The 22,308-nt window shown below is 67.2% G+C and carries 21 protein-coding genes; 5 read left to right on the top strand and 16 right to left on the bottom strand.

What is annotated here, in order from left to right; genetic code table 11:
* Window positions 1–16: 16 nt before the first annotated feature.
* From Q0Z83_RS55310 to Q0Z83_RS55265, 10 genes are all read right to left on the bottom strand, one after another.
* A complete protein-coding gene (locus Q0Z83_RS55310; RefSeq protein WP_317791586.1) occupies window positions 17–1,369 on the bottom strand; it encodes a hypothetical protein in 1,353 nt (450 codons plus the stop codon).
* Window positions 1,370–1,393: 24 nt separating this feature from the next.
* Window positions 1,394–2,845: a hypothetical protein gene (locus Q0Z83_RS55305; protein WP_317791585.1), complete on the bottom strand. Its 1,452-nt coding sequence runs from the start codon at window positions 2,843–2,845 to the stop codon at window positions 1,394–1,396.
* Between the two features lie 82 nt (window positions 2,846–2,927).
* Window positions 2,928–4,001: a pyridoxal phosphate-dependent aminotransferase gene (locus Q0Z83_RS55300; protein ID WP_317791584.1), complete on the bottom strand. Its 1,074-nt coding sequence runs from the start codon at window positions 3,999–4,001 to the stop codon at window positions 2,928–2,930.
* Complete coding sequence (locus tag Q0Z83_RS55295; RefSeq protein ID WP_317791583.1) at window positions 3,998–5,026, bottom strand: C-terminal binding protein; 1,029 nt, start codon at window positions 5,024–5,026, stop codon at window positions 3,998–4,000. The genes Q0Z83_RS55300 and Q0Z83_RS55295 overlap by 4 nt, the downstream gene beginning before the upstream one ends.
* Complete coding sequence (gene aepY / locus Q0Z83_RS55290) at window positions 5,023–6,156, bottom strand: phosphonopyruvate decarboxylase (protein ID WP_317791582.1); 1,134 nt, start codon at window positions 6,154–6,156, stop codon at window positions 5,023–5,025. Before aepY ends, Q0Z83_RS55295 begins: the two co-directional genes overlap by 4 nt.
* Entirely contained in the window at window positions 6,153–7,019 is an 867-nt protein-coding gene (locus Q0Z83_RS55285) for an isocitrate lyase/phosphoenolpyruvate mutase family protein (protein ID WP_317791581.1), read from the bottom strand. Before Q0Z83_RS55285 ends, aepY begins: the two co-directional genes overlap by 4 nt.
* Before the next feature lies 1 nt (window position 7,020).
* Complete coding sequence (locus tag Q0Z83_RS55280; protein WP_317791580.1) at window positions 7,021–8,388, bottom strand: XRE family transcriptional regulator; 1,368 nt, start codon at window positions 8,386–8,388, stop codon at window positions 7,021–7,023.
* A 73-nt stretch (window positions 8,389–8,461) separates the two neighbouring features.
* A complete protein-coding gene (sbnB, locus tag Q0Z83_RS55275; RefSeq protein WP_317791579.1) occupies window positions 8,462–9,481 on the bottom strand; it encodes a 2,3-diaminopropionate biosynthesis protein SbnB in 1,020 nt (339 codons plus the stop codon).
* A 36-nt stretch (window positions 9,482–9,517) separates the two neighbouring features.
* The gene (gene sbnA / locus Q0Z83_RS55270) at window positions 9,518–10,516 is read right to left on the bottom strand and encodes a 2,3-diaminopropionate biosynthesis protein SbnA (RefSeq protein ID WP_317791578.1); all 999 of its coding nucleotides are present in this window, start codon (window positions 10,514–10,516) and stop codon (window positions 9,518–9,520) included.
* Window positions 10,517–10,812: 296 nt separating this feature from the next.
* Entirely contained in the window at window positions 10,813–11,904 is a 1,092-nt protein-coding gene (locus Q0Z83_RS55265) for an alcohol dehydrogenase catalytic domain-containing protein (RefSeq protein WP_317791577.1), read from the bottom strand.
* A gap of 530 nt (window positions 11,905–12,434) precedes the next feature.
* Between Q0Z83_RS55265 and Q0Z83_RS55260 the strand changes: the two genes are divergently transcribed.
* Window positions 12,435–13,814: a hypothetical protein gene (locus tag Q0Z83_RS55260; protein WP_317791576.1), complete on the top strand. Its 1,380-nt coding sequence runs from the start codon at window positions 12,435–12,437 to the stop codon at window positions 13,812–13,814.
* A gap of 11 nt (window positions 13,815–13,825) precedes the next feature.
* On the opposite strand, the gene Q0Z83_RS55255 is transcribed toward Q0Z83_RS55260, so the two are convergent.
* Complete coding sequence (locus tag Q0Z83_RS55255; protein WP_317791575.1) at window positions 13,826–14,659, bottom strand: alpha/beta hydrolase; 834 nt, start codon at window positions 14,657–14,659, stop codon at window positions 13,826–13,828.
* A gap of 76 nt (window positions 14,660–14,735) precedes the next feature.
* The gene (locus Q0Z83_RS55250; RefSeq protein WP_317791574.1) at window positions 14,736–15,194 is read right to left on the bottom strand and encodes a PPC domain-containing DNA-binding protein; all 459 of its coding nucleotides are present in this window, start codon (window positions 15,192–15,194) and stop codon (window positions 14,736–14,738) included.
* Between the two features lie 200 nt (window positions 15,195–15,394).
* On the opposite strand from Q0Z83_RS55250, the gene Q0Z83_RS55245 reads away from it, so the two are divergent.
* Complete coding sequence (locus Q0Z83_RS55245; RefSeq protein WP_317791573.1) at window positions 15,395–15,970, top strand: GNAT family N-acetyltransferase; 576 nt, start codon at window positions 15,395–15,397, stop codon at window positions 15,968–15,970.
* Between the two features lie 207 nt (window positions 15,971–16,177).
* Here the strand turns inward: Q0Z83_RS55245 and Q0Z83_RS56045 are convergent, their stop codons facing one another.
* The 4 genes from Q0Z83_RS56045 to Q0Z83_RS55230 form a co-directional block, all read right to left on the bottom strand.
* Window positions 16,178–16,738: a GNAT family N-acetyltransferase gene (locus Q0Z83_RS56045; protein WP_396349879.1), complete on the bottom strand. Its 561-nt coding sequence runs from the start codon at window positions 16,736–16,738 to the stop codon at window positions 16,178–16,180.
* Between the two features lie 8 nt (window positions 16,739–16,746).
* Entirely contained in the window at window positions 16,747–18,249 is a 1,503-nt protein-coding gene (locus Q0Z83_RS55240) for a hypothetical protein (RefSeq protein ID WP_317791572.1), read from the bottom strand.
* A gap of 90 nt (window positions 18,250–18,339) precedes the next feature.
* Window positions 18,340–18,561, bottom strand: a complete 222-nt coding sequence (locus Q0Z83_RS55235; RefSeq protein WP_317791571.1) for a DUF397 domain-containing protein — start codon at window positions 18,559–18,561, stop codon at window positions 18,340–18,342.
* 2 nt (window positions 18,562–18,563) lie between these two features.
* Window positions 18,564–19,436 carry a helix-turn-helix domain-containing protein gene (locus tag Q0Z83_RS55230; RefSeq protein ID WP_317791570.1) on the bottom strand — a complete coding sequence of 291 codons (873 nt, stop codon included), beginning with the start codon at window positions 19,434–19,436 and terminating at the stop codon, window positions 18,564–18,566.
* A gap of 562 nt (window positions 19,437–19,998) precedes the next feature.
* Here Q0Z83_RS55230 and Q0Z83_RS55225 point away from each other — a divergent pair.
* The 3 genes from Q0Z83_RS55225 (at window position 19,999) to Q0Z83_RS55215 (ending at window position 22,078) form a co-directional block, all read left to right on the top strand.
* Complete coding sequence (locus Q0Z83_RS55225) at window positions 19,999–20,688, top strand: GNAT family N-acetyltransferase (RefSeq protein ID WP_317791569.1); 690 nt, start codon at window positions 19,999–20,001, stop codon at window positions 20,686–20,688.
* A gap of 112 nt (window positions 20,689–20,800) precedes the next feature.
* Window positions 20,801–21,628: an SAM-dependent methyltransferase gene (locus tag Q0Z83_RS55220; RefSeq protein ID WP_317791568.1), complete on the top strand. Its 828-nt coding sequence runs from the start codon at window positions 20,801–20,803 to the stop codon at window positions 21,626–21,628.
* Between the two features lie 57 nt (window positions 21,629–21,685).
* Entirely contained in the window at window positions 21,686–22,078 is a 393-nt protein-coding gene (locus Q0Z83_RS55215) for a hypothetical protein (RefSeq protein ID WP_317791567.1), read from the top strand.
* Window positions 22,079–22,308 lie beyond the last annotated feature (230 nt).

The raw sequence follows: 22,308 nt of genomic DNA, 5'->3' as shown, positions 1-22,308 counted from the left end.
GTGCGGTGTGGCGCCGTCACCGCGCGAATCCCAGCTGAGTGAGCGCGTGTGTGGTTGCTGCGCCGAAAGCGTGGCACCAGCGCGGATGCACCGTCGGGTGCGAGCCGACGTTCGTGCCGTTCATCTCGACCGGAACCGCGATTCCGTCGGAGTGGCGGATGACAAAGTCAACGCTGCCGTACGCGAATCGCCCCCGGGCGCCGGGATGACCGTGGGGTTGGATCGCGGTGGCCCAGATCGCGGTGGCGTGCGCGCACAGGCGGATCAGGTCGTCGGGGGTGAGCCCGAGCGCGGCGAGGATCTGCGGGTCGGTCGCCGGGAAGAACCTCGGGCCAGAGATCGCCGCCGGTGCCGGGGCGGCGTTGAGGTTCGTCAGCGCCGCCGCGGCGGTGACCGGTCCGGCGCTGTCGAGGGGCACCTGAGCGCGGCGGACCATGCCGGGCAGGCCACGCAACCCGTCGGAGGACGGGTCGTGGCAGACGAAGATCCGAATGTCGGTGACGCAGCCCTCGAGGCGGGCCGCCTCGGTGAATGGGGTGACGATCAGGGGGAACGGTTCGGGGCTGCCGTACTTTCGGGCCAGCGCGGCGGAGATCTGCGCGATGGCGCGGGCAGCCGCGGCCTCGGGTCCACCGCTGCGAATGAGGTGGTCGCGGTCGACGAACGTGACACCGGTTCCCTGCGACGCGCTGAACGGTCGCAGGACGGCGGCGCGACTGCCATCGAGGAGGTGTTCGAGCGCGCCGGTGAGTTCCTCGAGAGTTGCCACCACGATCGTGTCGAGCGCGACGATGTCCGCTTGTTGCCGGCAGTAGGCGGCGAAGTGGCGGGCTTGCTGCCCTTTGTGCGCGGCGATCAGGTGTCCGTTGACCAGGTGGGTCTCCAGCGGCCAGCGAGGCTGTTGCGGGTCCAGGTCGAGGATGCCGTGCCGCCACAGGTAGCCGGGGGCGAGTTCGCTGATGACGGCGTCGATCTGCCGGCCGCGCATCTGCAGGTGGCTGCCGGCGACGGTCAGTTCGTCGGCGGCGTTCTCGAACGGCAGGAACAGCACCACGTCGGTGCAGTCGAGGAGCCGGTCGACGTCGGGGTGGGCGAGGCCGAGCGGGGTCACGACGTGGTAGCCGGGGTTGGCGCGCAGGAAGTGGTCGGCGCAGTTGGCGCGGTCGACGCAGTCGGCGGTGCCGGCCGGATACGGCCACAGGATCGTCGCCGCATGCGCCGAGACGGTGGCCGCCGCGGTGGTGGTGATGGGTGCGAGCGACTGGTCCCAGCATCGCCGGGTCAGGTCGGGGTCCTGCAGTTGTCCGACGAGTTCTTCCGAGGGTGTGGTTCCGGTCGGCTGCGCGGCCCGGAACAGGGTTTCACGCACAGGATCTGCCTTCCTGGGGCCGGGTCACGCGTCGGCGACGCGGATGTCGTGACGGAAGGCGCCGTGCCAGGTGCCGTCCTCGCTGACGAATGCTGGTGTCTTGGAGGCGCCGGACACCTTCCAGGTGGTGCCGAGGCTGGCGACCCCGCCGAGGATCCGCGGGGTCACGCCGGGAGCCCGGAACAGGTGCAGGTAGACGCCGAACTTGGCGTGCAGGTCGAGGGTGGTCAACTCGTCCGGCCGGGACATCACTGTCGCCGGGACCTGCCATCGGTGGCCGAGGTACGGCTGGACGACCCACGGCTCGCCGTGGGCCACGGCCCGGTCGAGGACGGTCTTGAGGGTGGCGGCGGCCTGCTCGGGGCTGCCGTCGAGCCGGAAGACGCCCTGCCCGCCGTGGTTGTGGTACTGGTCGATCGATCCGCATTTGAGCACGATGAGGCCACGGACCGGCTCGGGCAGGTTCACCACGTCGTCCCACGAGTCGGCGTGTGCGGCGGTGTCGCGGTCGTCGTGGCGCAGGAACGGCGCGAGCCGTTCCAGGTCCGGGTGGCCGGGGTCGAGCAGGATGGTGGGGATCAGCGTCCGGCGGATGTCGTCGGAAAAGTAGTGTTCGTAGCCGGGGGTGAACGGCAGGGCCAGCGGCACCTTCTGGTTGAACAGGTAGCTCGGCGGCGTGTCGAGGATGATGGTGCCCGCGGTGGCCGCGTTGACGAGCGCGTCGATGAGGCTGATCGGCATGACCTCGGTGAGCCGGTCCAGGAACAGGTGGTTAAGCGGAACGCTTCGGTCGCCGGCGTCGACGAGGATGCGGCCGCCGTCGACGCGCAGGATCTTGGTGATGTCGTCGAAGTCGGACCAGGTGAGGGTGGTGCCGAGGGCGGCGACCTCGGCGTTGAGGAACTGCTCGGCGTCGCCCCAGCCACGCCGGCCGGTGTTGACGCTGCATCCGTCCCCGGTGAACACGCCCGCCCAGCCGGCCACGAGATCGCCGAACGGGCGGTGGCCGTCCTGGAGCGGGAACATGCTGCGGTAGGACCGGTCTATCGCGGCGAGCCATCCTTCGCCGGCGCCTTTCCACTGCACTTCGGTGACGAAGTGGTCGCTGCCGAGGTCGACGCAGTCGAGGCGGGCGATCCGCGGCCGGTCACGGCGGGCCGCGGACTCGCGTTGCAGCCGCCGCATGTCGTCGTCGAGGCCCCACTCCAGGGCGCGGACCATGTCGTGGTCGCCGCCGTGGGTGTTCAGCAGGTCCAGGTAGAGGTCGAGCAGGTTTTCGTACCAGCCGTCGACGGCGCGGGCGTCGCCGTACAGCCGGTTACGGGCGGCGGCGGGAATCAGGGTGGAGGTCGGGGACAGCAGTCCGGCAAACGGGGCCCCGTCGTAGCGCAGGTGGTTGCGGCCGAACTCGGCGATCAGGTCACGGTTGCGGTCCGGCGGGCGGGCGATGATCTCAACGGCAGTGGATGCGGTCATGGCGGGTCAGCGCGCGTCGCCACCGCACGTCGCGGTGGAGGTGGCGCGCTGGGCCTCCTTCCGTCATGGGTCGGCAGCGGTTTTAGGGGTGGGTGGTGAGGGCGGCGGTCAGCCGGCGCAGCCCGGTGGTGAGGTCGTGATCGGGCACGGCCGTGGACACGCGGATGTGGCCGGGCGCGGCGAAAGCGTCGCCGTCGACGACGGCCACACGGTGGTGGTGGCGCAGCCAGCCGGCGACGTCGGTGTCGGCGAGCCAGCCGTGCAGATCGGGGAAGAGGAAGAACCCGGCGTCCGGGGTGGGGCAGGTGACGCCGGGAATCTGGTCGAGCTGGGCGGCGGCGGCCCGGGTGCGTGCGGCGAGGTCGGCCAGTGCCTGCTGGCGTGGCCCGGGTGGCTGACGCAGTGCGGCGACGGCGGCCTGCTGAGCGCGGATGCCGACGCCGCCGATCAGGTGCGACGCGGCGGCGGTCAGCGGCTGATGCAGGCCTGCCGTGATAGCCCACCCGATGCGGATGCCGGCGGCGGCGTGGCTCTTGGTGAGCCCGTCGACGATGACGCAGTGCTGCGGCAGCGGGCCGGCGACATCCAGCGGCGACGGGGTCCGGTGGGCGGCGACGCCGCGGTACACCTGATCGAACAGCACGGTGATGTCGTGCTGTTGAGCCCAGGCGAGCACGTCGGTGATGGTTGCCGCGTCGACGACCGTGCCGTCCGGGTTGCGCGGGCTGTTGACCACGACGACGGCCGTCGCCGCGGTGCGGGCAGCGTCCAGCGCGTCGACGTGCGGATAGGGGCCGTAGCTGACCGGCCGGGCGCCGGCCATCGTGGCCAGGACCGGGTAGCTGCCCCACCGCGGGGTCGGCAGCAGCACCTCGCCGCCGGCTGCTCGTAGCAGGGTGAGCAACACTGCGGCGCGGGCGCCCGGCGTGACCACCACCTGCTCCGCGGTGACCGTGGCCGGTCCCGCCGCGGCGGCGATCAGTTCGCGCAGTTCGCGGCTGCCGGCCGTCGGCGGGTACGGCTGGTCGTCGGGACCGAGCAGCGGGGCGGACACGTCGGGATGCGGGAACGGGATCCGGACATCCCCGCCGGCAAGGTCGATAGTCCCGTCCGGCAGGTGCTGCCGGGCGGTCTGGGACAGCGGCACGCTGGTCATCGCAGCCCCGGCAGGACGCGGCCGACGGTGACGGGCCGGCCGTCGAGGACGTCGCGGGCGATCTGCGCCACCCGGCGGCGGCTGCTGAGCTCGGCCTCGGTGGACAGGAACGCCCGGTGGCTGGTGACGAGTACGGCGGGGTGCTCGAGGACCGGTTTCCAGCGAGGATCGGTGTGCGGGTTCTCCGGGGAGAACACGTCGAGTGCAGCGCCGCCGATCCGGCCGTCGGCGAGCGCGCCCGCGAGGGCGTCCGGGTCGATCAGGCGGCCGCGTGCGGCGTTGACCAGGTAGGCGCCGGCCCGCATGTGCCGGAACGCCTCGACGTCGAGCATGCCGTCGGTGCTGGGGTCGAGGGGGCAGTGCAGGGTCACCAGGTCCGATGCGGCCAGCAGATCGTGCAGGGTCGCTACGGCGCGGGCGCCGTAGCCTGCCGGCAGGTCCGCACCGAGGTATGGGTCGAAGACCAGCGTCTGGCCGTAGAAGGCGCCGAGGTGACGGGCGACGGCCCGGCCGATGCGGCCGAATCCGACGATGCCGAGGGTGTGCTCGGACAATCGACGTGGGACACCGCCGGCGTAGATGTCGAAGGTGCCCCCGGTCAGGCCCTGGTGCTGCGGGATCAGGCGCCGTTCCAGGGCCAGGGCGAGCGTGGCGGTGTGCGCGGACACCTCCCCGACGCAGTAGTCCGGGATGTTGTAGGCCGGGATCCGGCGCTCGGCCAGTAGTGCGGGGTTCAGGTTGTCGACCCCGACGCCTTGCCGGATCACCGCTTTCAGACCGGGGCCGGCCGCGTCGAGCAGCTCCCGGGTGACCTGGCAGCGGTAGACGACCAGGACCTGGACACCGTCGGCCGCGGCGTGCAGTGCGGAGTCGTCGTGCAGGTAGCGGTGGCCGTCGTGTGGCCCGAATCGCAGGTCGACGCCGGTCAGGATCTGCTGCTCGATGCCGGCCAGTACCGGATCCGGGTGGCCGGCCGCCGTGATCAGCCAGGCGGGATCGGTGTACAGCACCGCAGGTGATGTCATCGGTCGCTCCGTTGAGAGTGGTGCGGGGCTGGTCCGGTCAGCTGAGTCTGGAACCGGGTGGCGATCGCGTCCACGGTGATGCCTTCGGAGGCGCGTGTCCCGCCTGCGGCGCCGCCAGGCACCCCGCGGACGGTGAGCAGGACGGGGCCGGGCGCGGACAGCGCGTGCGTGACCGTGTCGCGCAGACCGGGTTCGTCGTCGGCGGTCAGGGTGGTGCGGTAGCCGCACGCCGCCGCCACGGCGGCGAAGTCGACGGTGGCGGGGACCGGCTGACCGCCGGTGGATTCGTAGCCGCCGTTGTCGAACACGATGTGCACCAGGTTCGACGGTGCGGCACCGCCGACGGCGGCGAAGGTGCCGAGGTGCATCAGGGCGGCGCCGTCGCCGTCGAGGGCGACGACCCGCTGTGTCGGGTGTTGCAGGGCGACGCCGAGCGCGACGGCGGCCACGTGTCCCATCGAGCCCTGCATGTAGAAGTTGCCGGGCCGGTCGCCGGCCTGAAACAGTGCCCGGGACAGGTATCCGGTGGTCGACAGGACCGGTTCGTCGCTGCGCAGCTGCTCCAGCACGGTGGTGACAAGCGTGGTGCCGGTGGTCCCCTGCGGCGGCGCCGTTGCGGGGCCTGGTGCCGCTTCGATGGCGCCTTTGCCGACGAGCAGCACGACCGGGTCGCCCTGCTGCAGGTGTTGTACGGCGCGGTCGAACACGTCGGTCACCTGCGGACCGCCGGCGGTGAGTTCGGCGAACGGCACGTCGATGGTGCGCAACCAGCTCGGGACGACTTGCCCCATGATCCGGTGCTGGGGTTCCCCGGCCGTCGCCGACGGCCAGCCGCGCATGCTCATGACGATCAGCACCGGGATCCGGTACGGCAGCAGCAGCGACGTCAACGGGTTGATCAGGTTGCCGAACCCGGAGTTCTGGATGAGCACGGCGCTGCCGGTGCCGGCCAGCTGAGCCCCGGCCGCGGCGGCCAGCGCACCGCCTTCGTTCGCGGCGGGAACATAGGTCAGGTCGGGGTGGGTGTCGATGAGCTGCAGCGGTGCGCTGAAGTAGGAGCACGGGACGCCGGACACGAACCGCACACCGATGCCGGCCAGCGCGTCCAGGAACGCCGCGGCGCTGGTCATGGCGCGGTCCGGTAGGCGTCGGGCATGCCTTGCAGGTCGAACACCGCCTGCATCGGCGCGAGCCGCTCCTCCAGCGCGGCGGCATTCCCGGCCTGGCTCAGCACGCGCAGCATGTCCTGCACGCTGCTGACGGTCGCCCGCAGCCCCTGGTTGGCGTAGATGACGACCCGGTACCCGGCGGCGAGCAGCTCCGCTTCGGTGACCTGCGGGTAGGTCGTCGGGATCGCGATCAGGGGCAGGTCTCGGTCCCACGCGGCGGCGAACTTGAGCACCTGGTCCGGGTGCACGCTCTTGCTGTGCACGAGGATCGCGTCGGCGCCCGCATCGGCGTACTGGTGCGCGCGGTCCAGCGCCTCGGCGAGGTCCCGGCCGGCGATGAACGCTTCGGTGCGGGCGATGAGCAGAAACGCCGGATCGGTTTGGGCCTGCTTGCCGGCGCGGATCTTGGCGGCGAACTCTGCAGCGGGCAGCAGATCCTGCCCGCCGTCGGCGAAGCTGTTCAGCTTGGGGAACCGCTTGTCCTCGATGCACATCGCGGCGATCCCGCGGGCCTCATACCGGGCGACCGCGTAGGCGACGTTGCGGGCGTCCCCGAAGCCAGTGTCGCAGTCGGCGATGACCGGCAGCGGTGACGCCTGGGTCATCGACTCGGCGATGTCGAGGAACTGCGTCATCGTCAGCAGGCTCGCATCCGGCACGCCGTGGCTGGCGGACGCGGCGAGGCTGGACGCCCACATGGTCTCGAACCCGGCGGCGTGGGCGAGTTTGGCGGTCAGCGCGTCGTGCCCGCCGACCGCCCGCACGATCGCCGGCCCTGCCAGCAGCTGCCGCAGCTGGGTGGATCGGTGCGCGAGTCGGTTCACGTCATTTCCCTTCGTTGCTGTACCAGAGCTGCGTGTCGCGGACGTAGCGGTCCTGTCCGCCGCCGGCCATGTGGCCGAGCGCGAACCGGACGTCGGCGCGCACGGCGCCGCCGATACGCAGCACGAGCAGCCGCCCGGTGCCGGTGAACGCGACCGGCACCTGCGGTTTGAGGTAGACCGAGTCGCCGGCGTGCAGTTCGGCATCGTGCTGCCGGCCGCCGCTGTCCCAGCTCATCTGGGTGCCGTCGGCCTCGAGCACGTACACGTATTGGTGCTGGTACGTGCGCGTCCAGGCCGCATCGGTCGGCTGCGGGAGCAGCGGCCGGACTTCGACGGCGGTGGTGTGCGGGTGCAGCGGGTCGCCGGCCAGCTCGGTGATCTCGTACGCGGCCGCGCCGTCGGCGCCGGTGCGCCACCGACGGGCGTCGGCGGCGAACTGCACGCTGATGCCGTCGGTGGTGGCGCTGGTGACCGGCATCAGGTCGCGCACGTTGACGCGCAGCCCCGCGGCCAGCTGCGCCAGTTCCGTCGGCGGCGGGGACACCTTGCCGGTCAGCAGCGCCTCGACGCGACGCGGATCCAGCCCGGCGCGCCCGGCGAGTTCGGCCGGGCTGAGCATCTTCGCGTGCAGGAACGAGGTGAGCAGCTGGGCGAACAGGTGGCCGTCCGGGTGGTAGGCGAGGTCGTGAGCGGCTTGCTCGCCCAGCACGGCCAGTTCGCGTTGCGGGTCGCCGGTCAGGTCCCCGCCGTAGGTCAGCGCGAGGATGTAGGCGGGCTCGTCGGGGTCGCGGCTGGTGAACGAGTGTGGCGCGTACGGCAGCCCGAAGACCGAGTCACCGGTGCGCATCGGGATGCACCGGCGGGTGCCGTTCCAGCTGCAGTAGTAGTTGACCGGTCCGACGACGTAGGTGAGCTGGTAGAGCAGGTGGCCGCGGTTCCACTGCACGGCCCGGTTGTCCGGTTCGTTGTCCGCGACCGTGCACAGCATCCGGATCCACTCGGGCCGAAACGAGCCGAGCCGTGACATGACGGTGTCGCGGTACTCGTAGTACGGGCGGCCGGCCCGGTCGAGGATGCGGGAGCTGGCCTCGGACTCGGCGGCGTGGAAGATCCGTACGTCTCGGTCGGTGTCGTCCTGCAACGGCAGCAGGTCACGCAGGTTGACCGGCCAGGCCGCGGCCGCAGCGACCAGGACCTGCCAGCTGACCGGCTCGGCGCCGTCGACCAGCCGCGCGAACGTGCCCGTGGGCAGTCCGAGGTCGGTGTCGGCGTACGCGTCAGGGCGTTTCAGGTCGTTCGCCGTCGAGCGCAGCAGCGCTGACAGCCGCGCCTGGACCGCAGGATCCTGCAGTATGTCGGTGTCGGGCATCGACATCACCGCCTTTCGGTGCATGAGGTAACGGGAGGACTCGGCCACCGGGGTGCTGCCGGTACTGCGGCGGTCATCGGGCGCCCGGTGTGGGGAAGAAGCCCGGGATGGTGGCGACCGGACTGTGGTCGCGGCACCGCTGGTAGATCCACTGGCCGAGGGCGAGGTCGAGCACCCCCAGGCCGAACGGTGAGTAGACGGCCGGTCGGCCGTCACGGCGCAGCCGTCCCTCGAGCAAGTCGGCGATGGTGCCGCTGACGAAGTCGCGGTTGCCGAGCATCTGCTCGGTCAGGTGCAGCGAAGTCCGTTCCCGGACGGCATGCTCGACGTCGTCGGTGACGTTCTGGCTCACCGCGATGAGGTTCGGGCCGAGGTCACGCAGCGACAGGTGCAACACGACCGGGGAATTGGCCAGCAGAGCCGGGTCGAGCAGGTATGGGGTGCTCGCGGTCGTGGCCAGCAGGACCAGGTCGCATTCGTCGAACAGGTCCACGACGTCTCCGGTGATCCGGACCGCGGCTGCACCCTTGTCGAGCAGCTCGCGTTTGAAGGCGCCGGCGCGGTCTCGGGAGACGTCCTTGAGGGTGTAGCCACCGATCTCCCAGCCGAGCTCGCGCAGGAACGCGCAAACGTGCGAGGCGATCAGGCCGGTGCCGACAACGCCCACCCGGGAGGCTTTACGCCGGCCGGCGAGCTGCTCCGCGGCGAGCACCGCCGACGCGGCCGTCCGGGTTGCAGAGATCACCGACCCCTCGAGAACCGCGAACGGATACCCCGTGCCGGTGTCGTTGAGCACGAGCACGGCCGAGGCCCGGTCGAGGCCGGCGGCGACGTTGTCCGGATAGCTGCCGATCCACTTCATCCCGGCCACCCCGAATTCCCCGCCGAGGTATCCCGGTAGGGCGATGAACCGTTCCGGGCGTGGCGGATCGGGCCGGACGAACGTGCTGTGGGGCAGCACCGTTTCACCGTGGGCGTGTGCCAGGTAGGCGCGGCGGATCACGTCCAGGCATGCGGCGTGGTGACCGTTCACCGCGTCGGTGACGGCGTCGGCCGCGATGACGGCGAAGGCCGGTTCAGGGGGTCCGTTCATCGTGCTGCTGCGCTCCTCGACGTCGCTGGTGCCTGCTCAGGTGGTGGCTGCGCGGACCGGTACGAAGGCGTCCGGACCGGTGACGCGGATGTCGAACTCGTCGTGCACCCAGCGGGGGTTGTAGATCGTCTGCGTGTAGGCGCTGCCTCGGTCGGCACACAGGAAGGCGACGGTGGGCCGCGGACCGCGATAGTCGGCGAAGTAGGTGTTGATCGCGGCCAGCACGCTGCCGGTGGACCCGCCGGCGTGCACACCGTGGCGTAGCAGCTGCCAGCAGGCGCGGACCGTATCGGCTTCGGCCACGACGACGACCTCGTCGACGATCGCCGCCTTGACCAGGCTCGGCTGGATCAGCGATCCGATACCGGGAATACGGCGCCGGCCGGCGGGCCCGCCGAAGATGACCGATCCCTCGACGTCGACGGCGATCACCTTCGCCCGGGGCCGGTGTTGTTTGACCCGCTGGGAGATCCCGGCGAGACACGCGCCGGTGCCGACCCCGACGAACACGTAGTCGACGTCAGGAAGATCCGCGCACAGTTCGGCGCCGGTGAAGGTGAAATGCCCGCGCGCCGCGGCGGGGTTGGCGTACTGATTGGGCCAGTAAGCGCCGGGAATCTGCGCCCGCAGCTGCTGCACGCGGTCGATGCGTGCGGGCAGGTGACCATGCCCGTCCGGGTTGACGACCTTCTCCACCCGCTCGCAGCCGGCCCGCAAGACCTGTTCGGTCTGGACGTTGATGCTCGGGTCGATGACCGGGATGAACGGCACCCCCAGCAGCCGGCACAGCATGGCCAGAGACACCGCGAAGTTGCCGGAGGACGACTCGACCAAGGTCGTGCGGCCCGTGACCAGCCCCGCCTCGACCGCTTCAGTCAAGATCGCATACGCGGACCGGTCCTTGGTGCTACCGGTGATGTTGCTCGACTCGAGCTTGCAGAACAGATTCACCGTCGGATGATCGAGCTGGATCAGTGGTGTTGGCCGTGTCGCCTCCATGACCCGCAGCAGACGGGCACTCAGTGCGGCCGTCACCACAGCGACGGCCTTCCTGTGCAGGTGAGCCGACGGGCGAATACCTGAACCCGAATCATGAACACTCCTCCGAGAGGGGACGGCGCTGGTTTCGTCGGCCCGAAGCGACCGGATGGGCCCCGCCGCTGTCACGCCCCAGCACCACGCCGCGCCACGGACTGTCGCGGGACGTGCTGACATCGGTGGATCTCCGAACCGGATTGCTTTCGACCGGCGGATCGATTCGGCATTTGCATGGGCCACCGGGCGCGATCGTGCTGAATGCCATTCGCGACGGCACCGGCGGTCAGGCGAGGTCAAACGCTGGGCACAACACACTGCCGGACACCCCCGGTCCGGGCAGCGGCGAAGGCTTCGTCCATCTCGGTGAGGCGCCATCGGCCGGCAACCAGCTCGGCGAACGGATACTGATCCTGGTGCTCGGTGAGAAAGCTGACCGCGGTACGCAGATCAGCAGGCCGGTAGTTGTGCACCCCGGTGATCGTGAGCAGGCTACGCACGATGTGCTCCGGGTCGATCGCCACTGCCGGCCCGGGCGACACCGATCCGGCTAGGACGAGCGTGCCCCCGACCGCCAGAGAACCGGCCGCGACCGCTACCGAGGTGGCGCGGCCGGACATCTCGAACGCCACGTCGATGTCGGCCGCGGCATCGGTCACCTTGGCGGCACCGAAGCGCAGCAGCCGTCGCCCACGCTCGTGATCGTGGCTGAGCACGATGACATGGATCCCGCGTTGCGCCAGCAAGGCGGTCACCGCGATCGCGAGCATCCCCGTGCCGACAACCAGGGCACGGCCTCCCACCCGGATCGGGCTTGCGGCGGCCACCGCCGCCACCGCCGTAGCCCAAGCGCACCCAGCCGGACTGGCTACCTCATTCGGAACGCTGTCGGGAACCGGCACGATCGTCGTGCCGGGCCACAACAGGCAGTGGCTGGCGAAACCTCCGGTCAGCGGCCGGAACTCATCGAGCGGCTCATGCCCGTACTTGCGCAGGCTCAGGCACTTTTGCGGCATCGTCGAGCACCGCGAGCACCGGCCACAGGAGCTGGTCACCGACCACACCACACGCTGCCCCACTGCGACGGAGGCGCCGACGCCGGTGGCGACAACCGTGCCAACCTGTTCGTGTCCGAGGACACTGGGCTCGGCAACGCGCCGCTGCCCGGAAACGGTTTTCACGTCGCTGCCGCAGATCGTGGCCACATCGACGGACACGAGCACTTCGCCGGGCAACAGCGTGTCCGGCAGGCGACAGGAGCCGACGCTGAACGATCGCCCCACGCCGTTCCAACAGCTGTACTGCGCACTGGCGGACAGCTCTGGGAACGCGACTTGGTCTAGGCATCGGACCGGGAGGGCGGCCTGCTCGACGTCGGCGGAATTCACATGCTGCTCCTCGTCCTGGTTGCGGCCGCTTCTACGGTGGTTTTCGCGCCGGCCATCGAATAGGTGATCAATGCCAGGCGGGTCTATCCGACCTATTGGCGTCCATCCGGGCCTCCTTTTGGCTGGACAGCACATGTCGTCACTGCCGTCCCGCCGGGCTGGGCGTGGATGCCGAAGTCGCAGGTCGACCGGGCCTCCACGTCGGATATCGCCGCTCCACATTCACACCCACCGCTACGCTGCGGAACGCCATCGGCGAGGGAATCTAAAGGGAATCGAGGGGGGATTGAGGCTTCGAGCATGGGACGGCAGAGGACTGGGTCTAGGCACGGGTCTTGGCCAACAGCGGATGGTGGCCGTGATCATCAATGCCGCGACCGCACCGGCCACTTCGGCGAGCCTCCAGCGCTGCTCTGCACTACGTCAGCTGGGGCCTGCTCCGCGAAGCCGGAGCAACGCTGGTTCTCATATGGTGAGAGGACGTTTACACTCAGGCTTCACGAGACTTCGTCCGGATGCGAGAAGGAGTCATGATCCCGTTGCGGCAGCCCCCTAACGAGCTCTTCCGCGCGGCACGCCTACGCCTCAAATCTGCATTCGGTGAAGGTCCTCCTTCGCGGGAAGAGTTCGCGGATCGAGTCAACAGCCTCATAGATCCTCGAAGCAAAGAGGGGCCCATAACCGCAAACGACATCGGCAAAATCGAGCGGGGACTTGTGTCCTACCCGCGTGAACACCGACGGCAGGCATACCGGGCCGTCTTGGGTGCCAAGACGGACGCCGAAATCGGCCTGGTGAATCGCAGAATCCGGCCGGCCGACACTATGATTGTCAGCCACCCGGATGCGGTTACAGAAGAATCCATCGAAGCCCTTGGCTTCTCCTCCCCACCGACGCCTGGCAAGGCACTTCAGCCTGGGCCGTCAGCCTGGCCAATGGCCGCATTTCAGGATTATGGATCTAGTGCGCCAGGTCTGACACTAGACGACCTCGACCGCATCGATGCCGTCAAACGTGACGCTCGCCGCTATCTCGATGAGACGCTCGTTGCCTTCCTGGACAAAGAACTCAACCGATGTATAGCCGATGACGGCAAGTCTGGGCCTCGGGGTGCTCTGCCCCGCGCTCTCGGCGTCCTATCCCTTGTTCAGCAGAATGTCCGAGTGGTGAAATGGTCCGTGCATCAACCCTTGTTGCAAGTTGGTGCCCGCGCTGCGGAATTCACTGGATGGCTATACCGCGACGCCGGGCATCCCCCAGCAGCCGAATACTGGCGTGATCGTGCTTCAGAGTGGGCTATGGAAGCCACTGACTTCGCCATGCCCGGCTACATACTGATCAAGAAGAGCCAGGCGGCATGGGATGCCCGAGATGCGTCCCGGATGCTCGGCCTTGCCGAGGCGGTTCAGGCAGGACCATGGCGTCTACCCCCACGGGTCATGGCCGAGGCCGTGCAGCAGCAGGCCAGGGGCTTGGCCATGCTCAAGTCGAAACGCCAGCATGTTGATGACACGTTGATGAAGGCACGCGGCCTCCTTGCCGAGGTCTCTGCGGGATCGACCCCCCTCGCGGCTCATTACGACAAGGCACTATTCGAGGCGCAAGTAGCAATTTGTTATGGCGAGTCTGGCCGCCCCGAGGAAGCAGCCGAAATTTTCGAGGCGGTCGTCAGGCCGGACGTTTTTTCGGCGAGGGATTACGCCTACTTCTCAACGTTGCGGGCGCAGACGTTGACGGCTGCTTCACTGCCAGACGCTGCCGCGTCGCTTGGATCCTCGATCGTTCCTGTCGCGGTCACCGCTGGTTCCGCTCGCACTGTTCGAGAACTCGCACGGTTGAGCGCTGGCTTACACCCGTGGCGAAACCGGCCAGCAGTCGCGTCCTTCATGCGACTGATGCGTACGCTTTAGTCAAGCGTTCATTAGGTAAGCAGCCAGTCGCCGATGTCCCTAATTGCGGCCGACTGCCACTGCTGCGTCTGAGGGTGCAGATACTGTGGATCGTCGTGTACTGCGATGCCGTGTTGCGCTCCCTCAATCTCAATAAGCCGGCTAGTCGCAGGGATTCGTGCGGCATAATCGCGTGAGCTCTGCACTGGAATGAAAGTGTCCAGAGTACCGTGCACCACGAGCGTGGTCGTATTTATCTTCTCGAACACCTGGTCGGGCCGCAGGTAGAAAACTTCGTTGAGCAAAGGTCGCCCCAGCTTGAAAGTCGGCGAGTGAGGCAAGAAGCCGTTCTCGTCGAGTTCTCGGCCAGCCGACTCATCAATCTGACCGTTCGACCAGTAAGGCTTGTCGTCAACGAAGCGCTTCTTGTAGTTGATCAGCGGATTAATCAACACTAGCTTCGAAAGTTCGCGCGCATGTGAAGCAGCGTAGTAGGCGCTGATGCCGCCACCGAAACTGGCGCCCAGAAGGCTGGCCGGGGCGTTTCCTGTTAGTTGACGGAGATGGGTAACCGCGGCATGAATGTCGTTCAGCACTCCGGACAACGTCAGGTCCTCCTGGCGACCGCTGCTCTCGCCGTGACCGCGTAGGTCGAACCGCAACGATGCCACGCCGCGATCAGCGAGGCCGGCCGCAAGCCTCGTGAAGAAGCCACCTTCTTCGCGTGTTACACCACCACCGTGGACCAGAACAATGCTGGTTGCCGGGGCCTCAAGGGGAGATTGGAAGGAGCCCTTCAGAAGCAACCCGTCGCAGCTGCGAAAGCTGGTCAGTGTGACCCCTTTGGTGTCGTTCTCGTCGCTCACTCGGCAGTCCTCCAGCCACAGGGGATGTCGTCGGTAGGGTACCCGCGCCGGGTGACGACCGATGGTCCTCCCACCATCAGATACGAAGGAGTGGCACGTCGTAGAGGTCGGACTGCTTGCGCCGAAACATCCGGGGCTCGGTAACCTCGACAATGATCATCTCCGTCAGGAACTGGACCGTTGCGCCGAGCAGGTGGCTGGTGTGGCCAGTGGCGCTGTGTTCCTTGAGTCCGACGGCAACGTGGATGTGGGGCGCTACTCGGTCCGTGGCTTCGTCCCAGGCGAGGGTTCCGCCGCCGACAGCTTCGAGGTTGGACAACTGGACCTTCAACCAGACTGGGGCTTGAGGGTCCTCGAGCCGTTCGCAGGTGCCGACGAGATCGGCAGTGGCGAAGCCGGCGACGAACATGGGGATATAGCCCTGACGGATCTTGTGCTCGATGCACACCTCGTTGAGGGCAGTGTAGAAGTCGTCGCCATGGTCGAAGACCGCGACGATGGTCCGTCCGACAGTGGCCTGCCAGCTGCGTGTCACCTGCAGTACCGCCTCGAGGTAAGGAGCGACTGTACCTACTATCGTTGGCCACCGAACAGGGCGTGGTCCGCGCGGCCTGTGGTTCAGAGGTAGCCGCCAGCACCAGCGATCTTAGATGCGTCGACTCCGCCGCACCGGTCATCACGATGGGCGGAGGCTAGCCGTCGGGAGCGCCTCACTCTCGACGTACGCTGACGGACATGCTCGATCAGAGGTTCGCCGTTCACGTCGGAAAGGCCGATCTGGCGGCTGCGTATCTCGACGGCATCTGCACGATTTACGACGACGTGTTTTCCCGTCCGCCCTTCTTCTGGCGCGACGTAGAGTCCGTGCTGCATCGTGAACGCCTTGATCAGTTGCTTACCGATGCCACCTTCGGTATTACGGCGGCCTTCGCGGGCCAAGTCTTGGTCGGCTTTGCCTATGGGTTCACGCTTCGGGCCACTACCCAACGCTGGAGTAGCCTGACCGAGCCGCTGCCGGAGGAGACCACCAGAGAATGGCCCGGGCGAACCTTCATGCTGTTCGACTTCGCCGTCCTGCCGGAGGCGCGGGGCCATGGTGTGGGCAGAACGCTGCATGACAAGCTGCTGGCCAGTCGAGTCGAGGAACGTGCAACGCTCACCGTCCAGCCGACAGCAGCTGATACCAAGTCCATCTACCAGCATTGGGGCTGGCGCCAGGTGAGCCAAATGGAAGGCGGCCCCACCGCAGCGGCACCCGTCTTCGACGTTTACCTCCGTGACTCCCTGGACGACCTGCGTCACACAAGGTGATACGAACGTGTAAGCGCCAGCGTCTCTGCTGCCGGCTCGTCGAGCCACGGCTCCAACTGGCACAGCCCGCCCTGCAGTGGGTTTGCACGAATCCTGCCGAGCGGTTGGCATGTAGGAACAGTTGGCCGGTGTCTGCCACGGCGAGCGCCCCGCAGCGACGTCGCGGCGCCAGCCGCCGTGAACCGGATCATCCACGTCGCAGATTGGTTAGACAAGGCCGCTATCCGGCTCTGCCGCAGTAGTCAGCGGCAGTGCAAGAGCGTCTAGTACAGGTGAATCTGGACTGTGCTGCGCGGTTCCGGTCTGGATCCATCCCCAACGTTCATACAAGGCGCGAGCTTCGGCGTTAGGCATGGCCGTGAGAATCGCGTATTGTTCGGCTCGTGTGGACAAGAGCGTAGACAGCAGTTGTCTACCGATCCCCAGTCGGCGCCAGTTTTTCCGAACTATCAACTCGATGACTGCAAATTTTGACGCTCTACGTAATTCTGTTGAGGGCTCGGTGGCGCCCCCTGCCCACCAGGATCCTTCTGCGAACGACAATCCGAAGGAGAATCCGATTATCTGTTGTTCGTCCCGAGCTGCATAGAATGAGAATCCCTCTCGCCTTATCTGCCTGCGGGTACGTTCAACGAACGCGGACCGTGACCAAAGTTGACCACTGCTGTATGGGGGCTCGGAATAGACTTCGGCGTAGACTTCAGCGAGCTGGTCGATTCTTGCTTCAACTGTCGAACCCGGCCACGGTTCGATCTCATATGAAGGCATAGCGCCCGTCATCCCTTCGGCGTTGATCGCGAGTTCCGGAGCAGGTCGGTGAATTCTTTTGCCTCGACACGTCGTCGCTCGTTGCCGGGGACTGCCTCATAGACGCGATCAGCTATAGCTAACACGAATTCTTTACGATTGGTCAGATCAGTGCTTGACACCACGGTATTCGCCTGACCCAGTCCCTCTGCGACTTCACCGTTGGCGATGAGACATCGGGCTCGGTGCAGACCTATCTGACCTCTAGCTATCCGGCGGCTTTCTGGATAGAGCTGCAACGCGGCCTGCTGCGCATCGATCGACTCGGCAGTCATGCCGATCATCGAGTAGGTGAACGATGCTGCATGGTGCAGACGGTGTTCGGGCCACCCGAAGAAGGAGTCCCGCAGCGTTGTGCAGGTAGAGGGAAGTCGCGCGTACGTTTCCCGAAGATCTTCTAGCGCAGCTTGCGCCTCGCGCGGTCGGCCGAGCAGAGAAAGCACCTGGGCTTGGCCGCCAAGGAGTTCCGCCTTACCCGCGCTTGGCGGGCTATCGGGGTTACTGGACATAGCCCGCCGCGCAAGCTCTGCAAGAACGGGAAGAGGGCGCCTCTGGTAGATGCCGGACGTGACCTCGTGTCCGCTGACCCATAGGCGTACAGCGCTGTCCTTAGAGAGGTCAGCGTACCGTCGCGCGAAACGCCATAGATGACGGGCTTCTCGGGCATACCCGAGGTCCGTACAGATCAGCGCCATCAGTGAGGTGAGCTGCGCTGCTACGGCGGCCGTCGGTTCGGCCACCGTATTCCCCTCGGCGAGGTGACCGGCTAGTTGACGCCTCAGTGCCTCTTGGTCACGGCCAATGTCGGCAAGGAGCTTCTCTCTGGGAGCAAGGTGGTAGTCGTATCCGTACTCCCAGACAGCCTCCCGCCAGTGATCGACATCGGCGGTGAGAACGTCTCGTTCGCCGCCGAACGCGAGCGACGTGGGCCGTACCGCACCAATCATTGGGCTGCCAGCGGCAGCGGCCAAGGCGAGGAGGACTGTTCGACGGATCATCTCGCCAGTGTCGTCCCGCTCGGGCACCGATTCCACATCACCGGGAAAGTGCTCGGTGGATGGCAACGTTCCAGCCTTGGCGGAACGAGCCGCTGGGGCTGAGGTGCGTGCAGTGTCTGCACGGTTGGACCCAACCTCTCCGACGACAACATTGAGCTGCGGGCGAGCAACGGCGATTGCCTGGTGGTTCCTCTTGTCAAAGAAGCCGAGATCTTCATCGGTGGCAGCCCGCAGCGTTTGCCGGAACGCGTCGCGGCGTGGTTGCCGGGGCCAGGTGACCTGACCACGCTCGATCTTGCCGATGTCGTTGTCCGATACCCGGTAGCCATCCGGGACGAGCTGGTTGACGGCGTCGGCGAGGGCCTGTCTGCCGCCGAACAGCCGGATTCGTGCATCACGGAACCGCTCATTTGGCACCGTGTCCGACTCGGGCATCGCCATCTCCTCCTGCGCGGCGGGGGTGGGCTGCAGCACCTAAGGCATACGTATGGTGATGGGCGGCCTCCCCGGTCCGCAAGGTTCGGCCAGGCCGGCCACCCATCGATGTCAATGCTCGGGCTGCGATCAGCGGTCGAAGTCGCCGTCCTTGGCGCCGCCGACCCAGGCATCGAACTCCTCGTCGGTGAAAATCAGGGACCCGCCCTCCGGACGCTTGGAGTTGCGCACCTCCACGCCACCGCCGGCAAGGTATCGGACCTCGACGCAGTTAGCATCCGGGGCCGAACGGCCGGACTTGAACCACACTCCTGCCGGGCGGGGAGCCGCTGACGCAGCAGAGGTTTGCATACTCATCTCCTTGTTAAGCACTCCTGCGCCAGGGTGGCGAGAAGATCGAGGGAATCGGCCGCGTTTAACGCGTCGTCCTGCAATTCCGATCGCAAGTTGGAGTAAATCCCTACTTGGGTCTCGTCGGTGAGGATAATGTCGTCGATATTGGTGTCGACCGTGACGATCTCAAGATCGGCAGGATCGGAATAGGTGTAGTACGAGAACGCGCTACGGGCCTGCAACCGCTCCGCGAGTGCGACATCGAGCGGCAACGCACGCACGGTCACCGCTCGCATATTCAGCGTCGCACCGATCAGGTGTTCCAATTGGCCGTGCATGACGTCGGCGGGTACCGTACGCCGGCGAAGAGCCGTCTCGTCGATCACCACCTCGTACGGTGTCGCGTCCGGCCCGGCCAGGATGGCCTGGCGTTGCTTGCGCGCTTCGAGAGCGCGAGCTGTGGAGAAGCGGCGACTGCGGGCGGTGCGAGCCGCCTCAGCGCGAGCCCGCGCGAAGTCCGGTGTCTGCAGAAGCCCGGGAATGAGAAACGGCTGGTACTCGAAGATCGAGGCGGCGCCCGCCTCCAGGTCGGCGGTCTGCGCCTGACGAGGACCCATCTCGTCGTCATAGCGCTTCCACCACCCTTGTGCTGCGGCCCGTTCTGCGGCCCGCATGATCTTGGTGTGGCTAGCAGCCCCCACGCCGAGGACATCCAGGATGAGTCGGATGGCAGCAGGATCGACCGGCCGATTAGCAGTCTCGATGTGACTGATCTTCTGCCGCTGTATGCCGGTCTCCTGCGACAGCCTGTCAGTGGTGTATCCCGCTTGCCTCCGCGCATCGAGGATCGCCGCGGCAAGCCACAGTCGATTCACATACGGGCTGAAGTTCACAACGCGACCTTCCCTCTGCGCCGCATTCGATTACGCCGCTCAGCAAGAGGCGGCAATGTCGGCATCGTAACCCACCCCGGACCCGCATCCGCGCCGCCCGGAATCCACGTCAGCGAAGTTTCCGCAGGTCACAGGACATAGTTCCTGCGCCGATTCCCTTTTAAATTCCCCTCGATTCCCATGAAACAGGGATTCCTCTCCCCTCACAGCTAGGCGATTGTGGAGCTACACAGATTGGGCATCACCCCGATTTTGCAGATTCCGCGGTGCCGCGCCTCGCACCGCCCCTGCCGGTCAGATGCCAGAACGACCCACTACCGCCGGCCACAAGACGACGCGAGGAACCGATCATGGCTGAGGTCGCAGCGAGCACCGGTCCTACCGGGCAGTCAGGCACCAGCGACGCCCGCGTCTTTGATGGTCCGCGGCTGCCTGTCGGTGTCGCCGTCTACGGCGGACAGCCGGGTGCTCGCCGGCGCCACGCCCTGCGGCCGAGCGATCCCGCGAGTTGCTCCACCCGAGCAGCCGCTCCTGCTGCTGGTCCAAGGACGAGGTTCAGCTGATGTGGACCGTTCGGGAGGCAACCTATTGGGACATCCGGCCTCTGTCGGGTGTGCTTGCGGCCGCCGCGCTTCCCACGCTGTTGGGCCGTTGGCTGGAGGCTGAGCCGGTCGCTCGCGGCAGGCAGCTGTTTCATCATCATGTGGGCCGGACCGCGGAGGCGATGCAGTATGGCGCCGCGCGCATAGTCGAGGACGGCGATCAGGTGATCGCTGCAGCGCTGTGGCTGCCCTGTGTCACTCCCGGCCCCCCTCGTGCGGTGACCTCTACCGACGGAGGCGCTTTCGCCGCAAGGCTCGGCGAGCTCAATGCCGCATCGGGGCAGGCACACGAACACCAGCCACATCTGCGGCTGGCCGGCCTGGGGGTTTTGCCGCGTTGGCAGCGGCACGGTATCGCCAGCACGCTGCTCACCGAGGTTCTGGCGCCTGTTGCAGCGCGGACACGCTGTCTGCTCGCGGCCGATGACGCCGTCACCGCGGTGGCCGCGCAGTGCGGTTATCGCCCGTATGGCGATCCGGTTCCTCTCGCCGGGGCAGCGACCGTCCAGCCGATGCTCCGTACCGCCGACGCCCGTGCCGTGCATGTTCATGCAGAAACGTTCGCCGGAAGGGGCCGCGCCGGTTGTGCAGGTCGTGACACCGCCCGCACCTTGAGCACAGTGGGCACGCCGGGGCGGGAGGCACGGTGAACGCCGCAGCGACCCCCACCGCCGGCACCCATCGCCCACACCGGAATAGGCGCACATCGGCCCGAGCCGACCGGCCTTCCTGCAGCCGGCCAACCGTGAAAGCGGTGCCGGCATGAACCTCGATCATGGGTCCGGCACCCTGTCGGAGCAAGACGATCACCTGACCCTTAAGACCGACGTGCCGCACTCCGCCCGGATCTACGACTACTGGCTGGGCGGCAAGGACAACTTCGCCGTCGACCGTGCGGTCGGCGAGGCGATGATCGCAGCGATTCCCGGCATGCGTTACATGGCCGGGGAGAACCGCAAGTTCGTCCATCGCGTCGTGCGCCACCTGGCCGGCCGGGGAGTCCGGCAGTTCCTGGACGTCGGCACCGGCATCCCGACCGAGCCGAACCTGCACCAGGTCGCCCAGCAGGTCGACCCGCAGGCCCGAGTCGTCTACGTCGACAATGACCCGCTCGTGCTTGTGCACGCTCGAGCTCTGATGGTCAGCACCGCCGAGGGGCGTTGCGAGTATGTTGCCGCCGACCTGCGCAGGTCGCAGTCGATTCTGGACAGCCCGGCGGTGAAGGACACCCTCGATCTCACTGAGCCGATCGGGTTGACCCTGATCGCGGTTCTGATGCTTCTCGCTGATGCCGAGGATCCCTGGGCTCGCGTCGCCGAGCTGCGCGACGCCGTTGCCCCGGGAAGCTTCCTGGCGATCACCCATCCGACCGCGGACTTCAACGCAGCCGAGGTCGACGCGGCGGTGGCGGCCGCCACGAGCGCCGGGATGACGCTGGTCGCCCGGACGCAGCGGGAGGTGGCCCGGCTCTTCGGTGATTGGGAACTCGTAGAGCCGGGACTGGTGCCCGTGTCGGCGTGGCAACCCGATCATCCCGTCGATGATCCCCACGCCGCGTACTACTGGGCCGGCGTGGCCCGTAAGCCATAACTCACACATCCTGAAGCGCGCCCTTCGGCGGCGAGCATGATGAAGAAGGAGGACGCGATGAGCGAGCTGCCGGCCGGCACACCGGCCAGCACGTCAGGCGAGCGTCGGCACTACCCGCCGGGCGTGGTGTTCCATGCGCCGCACTGCCTTGAGGGTGGCAACCGCGCGGCGATCCCGATCGACAGCGCATATACGACCTTTCCCACGCGTGAGCTGCACTTCTGCTTCGGGGGGATGGTTCCCGAGGGATTGCTGGACGTCGTCGGGATCGCGGAGATCATGCCGTACATCGTGGTCGAGCCCATCGCCTTCGGGGACCACCTGTACCGGCCGTCGACGGTGAAGCCGGACGATTCCCTCGACTATCTGTGTGCTGTCTGCCGCGGAACTCACGGCGACGAAGTGGAAACACTGCTTCAGGCGCTGGCGACGTCCGCCAGCGGCCGGTAGCACCCGGCCTTCCGGCGATAGGCGTCAACCGTTGCCGGCCTCAGCGCGAGCTTCGGTCTGTGCGCTGTCACCGGATGGCACTTGGCGGAGCCTGCTTTCTCGGGCCCGGATCAAATGCACGGCCGCGCCGAGCGGGCGCGTGGCCCACAACGTCGCAAACGAGACCTTGTTCATCGCAGGCCCGCCGGTGGAGCTGAGCCAACTCCACCGGCAGGTATGAGACGGGGAAC

The organism is Actinoplanes sichuanensis, from assembly GCF_033097365.1.
Taxonomy (GTDB): domain Bacteria; phylum Actinomycetota; class Actinomycetes; order Mycobacteriales; family Micromonosporaceae; genus Actinoplanes; species Actinoplanes sichuanensis.
Note: the sequence above shows the minus strand (reverse complement) of the source record. Positions and strands in the feature narration are given on the sequence as shown.

Bases quoted from the DNA above. Each gene is read 5' to 3' on its own strand.
- Q0Z83_RS55305 (WP_317791585.1), bottom strand. From the start codon at position 2,845: ATGACCGCATCCACTGCCGTTGAGATCATCGCCCGCCCGCCGGACCGC.
- Q0Z83_RS55300 (WP_317791584.1), bottom strand. From the start codon at position 4,001: ATGACCAGCGTGCCGCTGTCCCAGACCGCCCGGCAGCACCTGCCGGAC.
- Q0Z83_RS55295 (WP_317791583.1), bottom strand. From the start codon at position 5,026: ATGACATCACCTGCGGTGCTGTACACCGATCCCGCCTGGCTGATCACG.
- aepY (WP_317791582.1), bottom strand. From the start codon at position 6,156: ATGACCAGCGCCGCGGCGTTCCTGGACGCGCTGGCCGGCATCGGTGTG.
- Q0Z83_RS55280 (WP_317791580.1), bottom strand. From the start codon at position 8,388: ATGCCCGACACCGACATACTGCAGGATCCTGCGGTCCAGGCGCGGCTG.
- sbnB (WP_317791579.1), bottom strand. From the start codon at position 9,481: ATGAACGGACCCCCTGAACCGGCCTTCGCCGTCATCGCGGCCGACGCC.
- Q0Z83_RS55260 (WP_317791576.1), top strand. From the start codon at position 12,435: ATGATCCCGTTGCGGCAGCCCCCTAACGAGCTCTTCCGCGCGGCACGC.
- Q0Z83_RS55245 (WP_317791573.1), top strand. From the start codon at position 15,395: ATGCTCGATCAGAGGTTCGCCGTTCACGTCGGAAAGGCCGATCTGGCG.
- Q0Z83_RS56045 (WP_396349879.1), bottom strand. From the start codon at position 16,738: ATGCCTTCATATGAGATCGAACCGTGGCCGGGTTCGACAGTTGAAGCA.
- Q0Z83_RS55235 (WP_317791571.1), bottom strand. From the start codon at position 18,561: ATGCAAACCTCTGCTGCGTCAGCGGCTCCCCGCCCGGCAGGAGTGTGG.
- Q0Z83_RS55225 (WP_317791569.1), top strand. From the start codon at position 19,999: ATGTGGACCGTTCGGGAGGCAACCTATTGGGACATCCGGCCTCTGTCG.
- Q0Z83_RS55220 (WP_317791568.1), top strand. From the start codon at position 20,801: ATGAACCTCGATCATGGGTCCGGCACCCTGTCGGAGCAAGACGATCAC.
- Q0Z83_RS55215 (WP_317791567.1), top strand. From the start codon at position 21,686: ATGAGCGAGCTGCCGGCCGGCACACCGGCCAGCACGTCAGGCGAGCGT.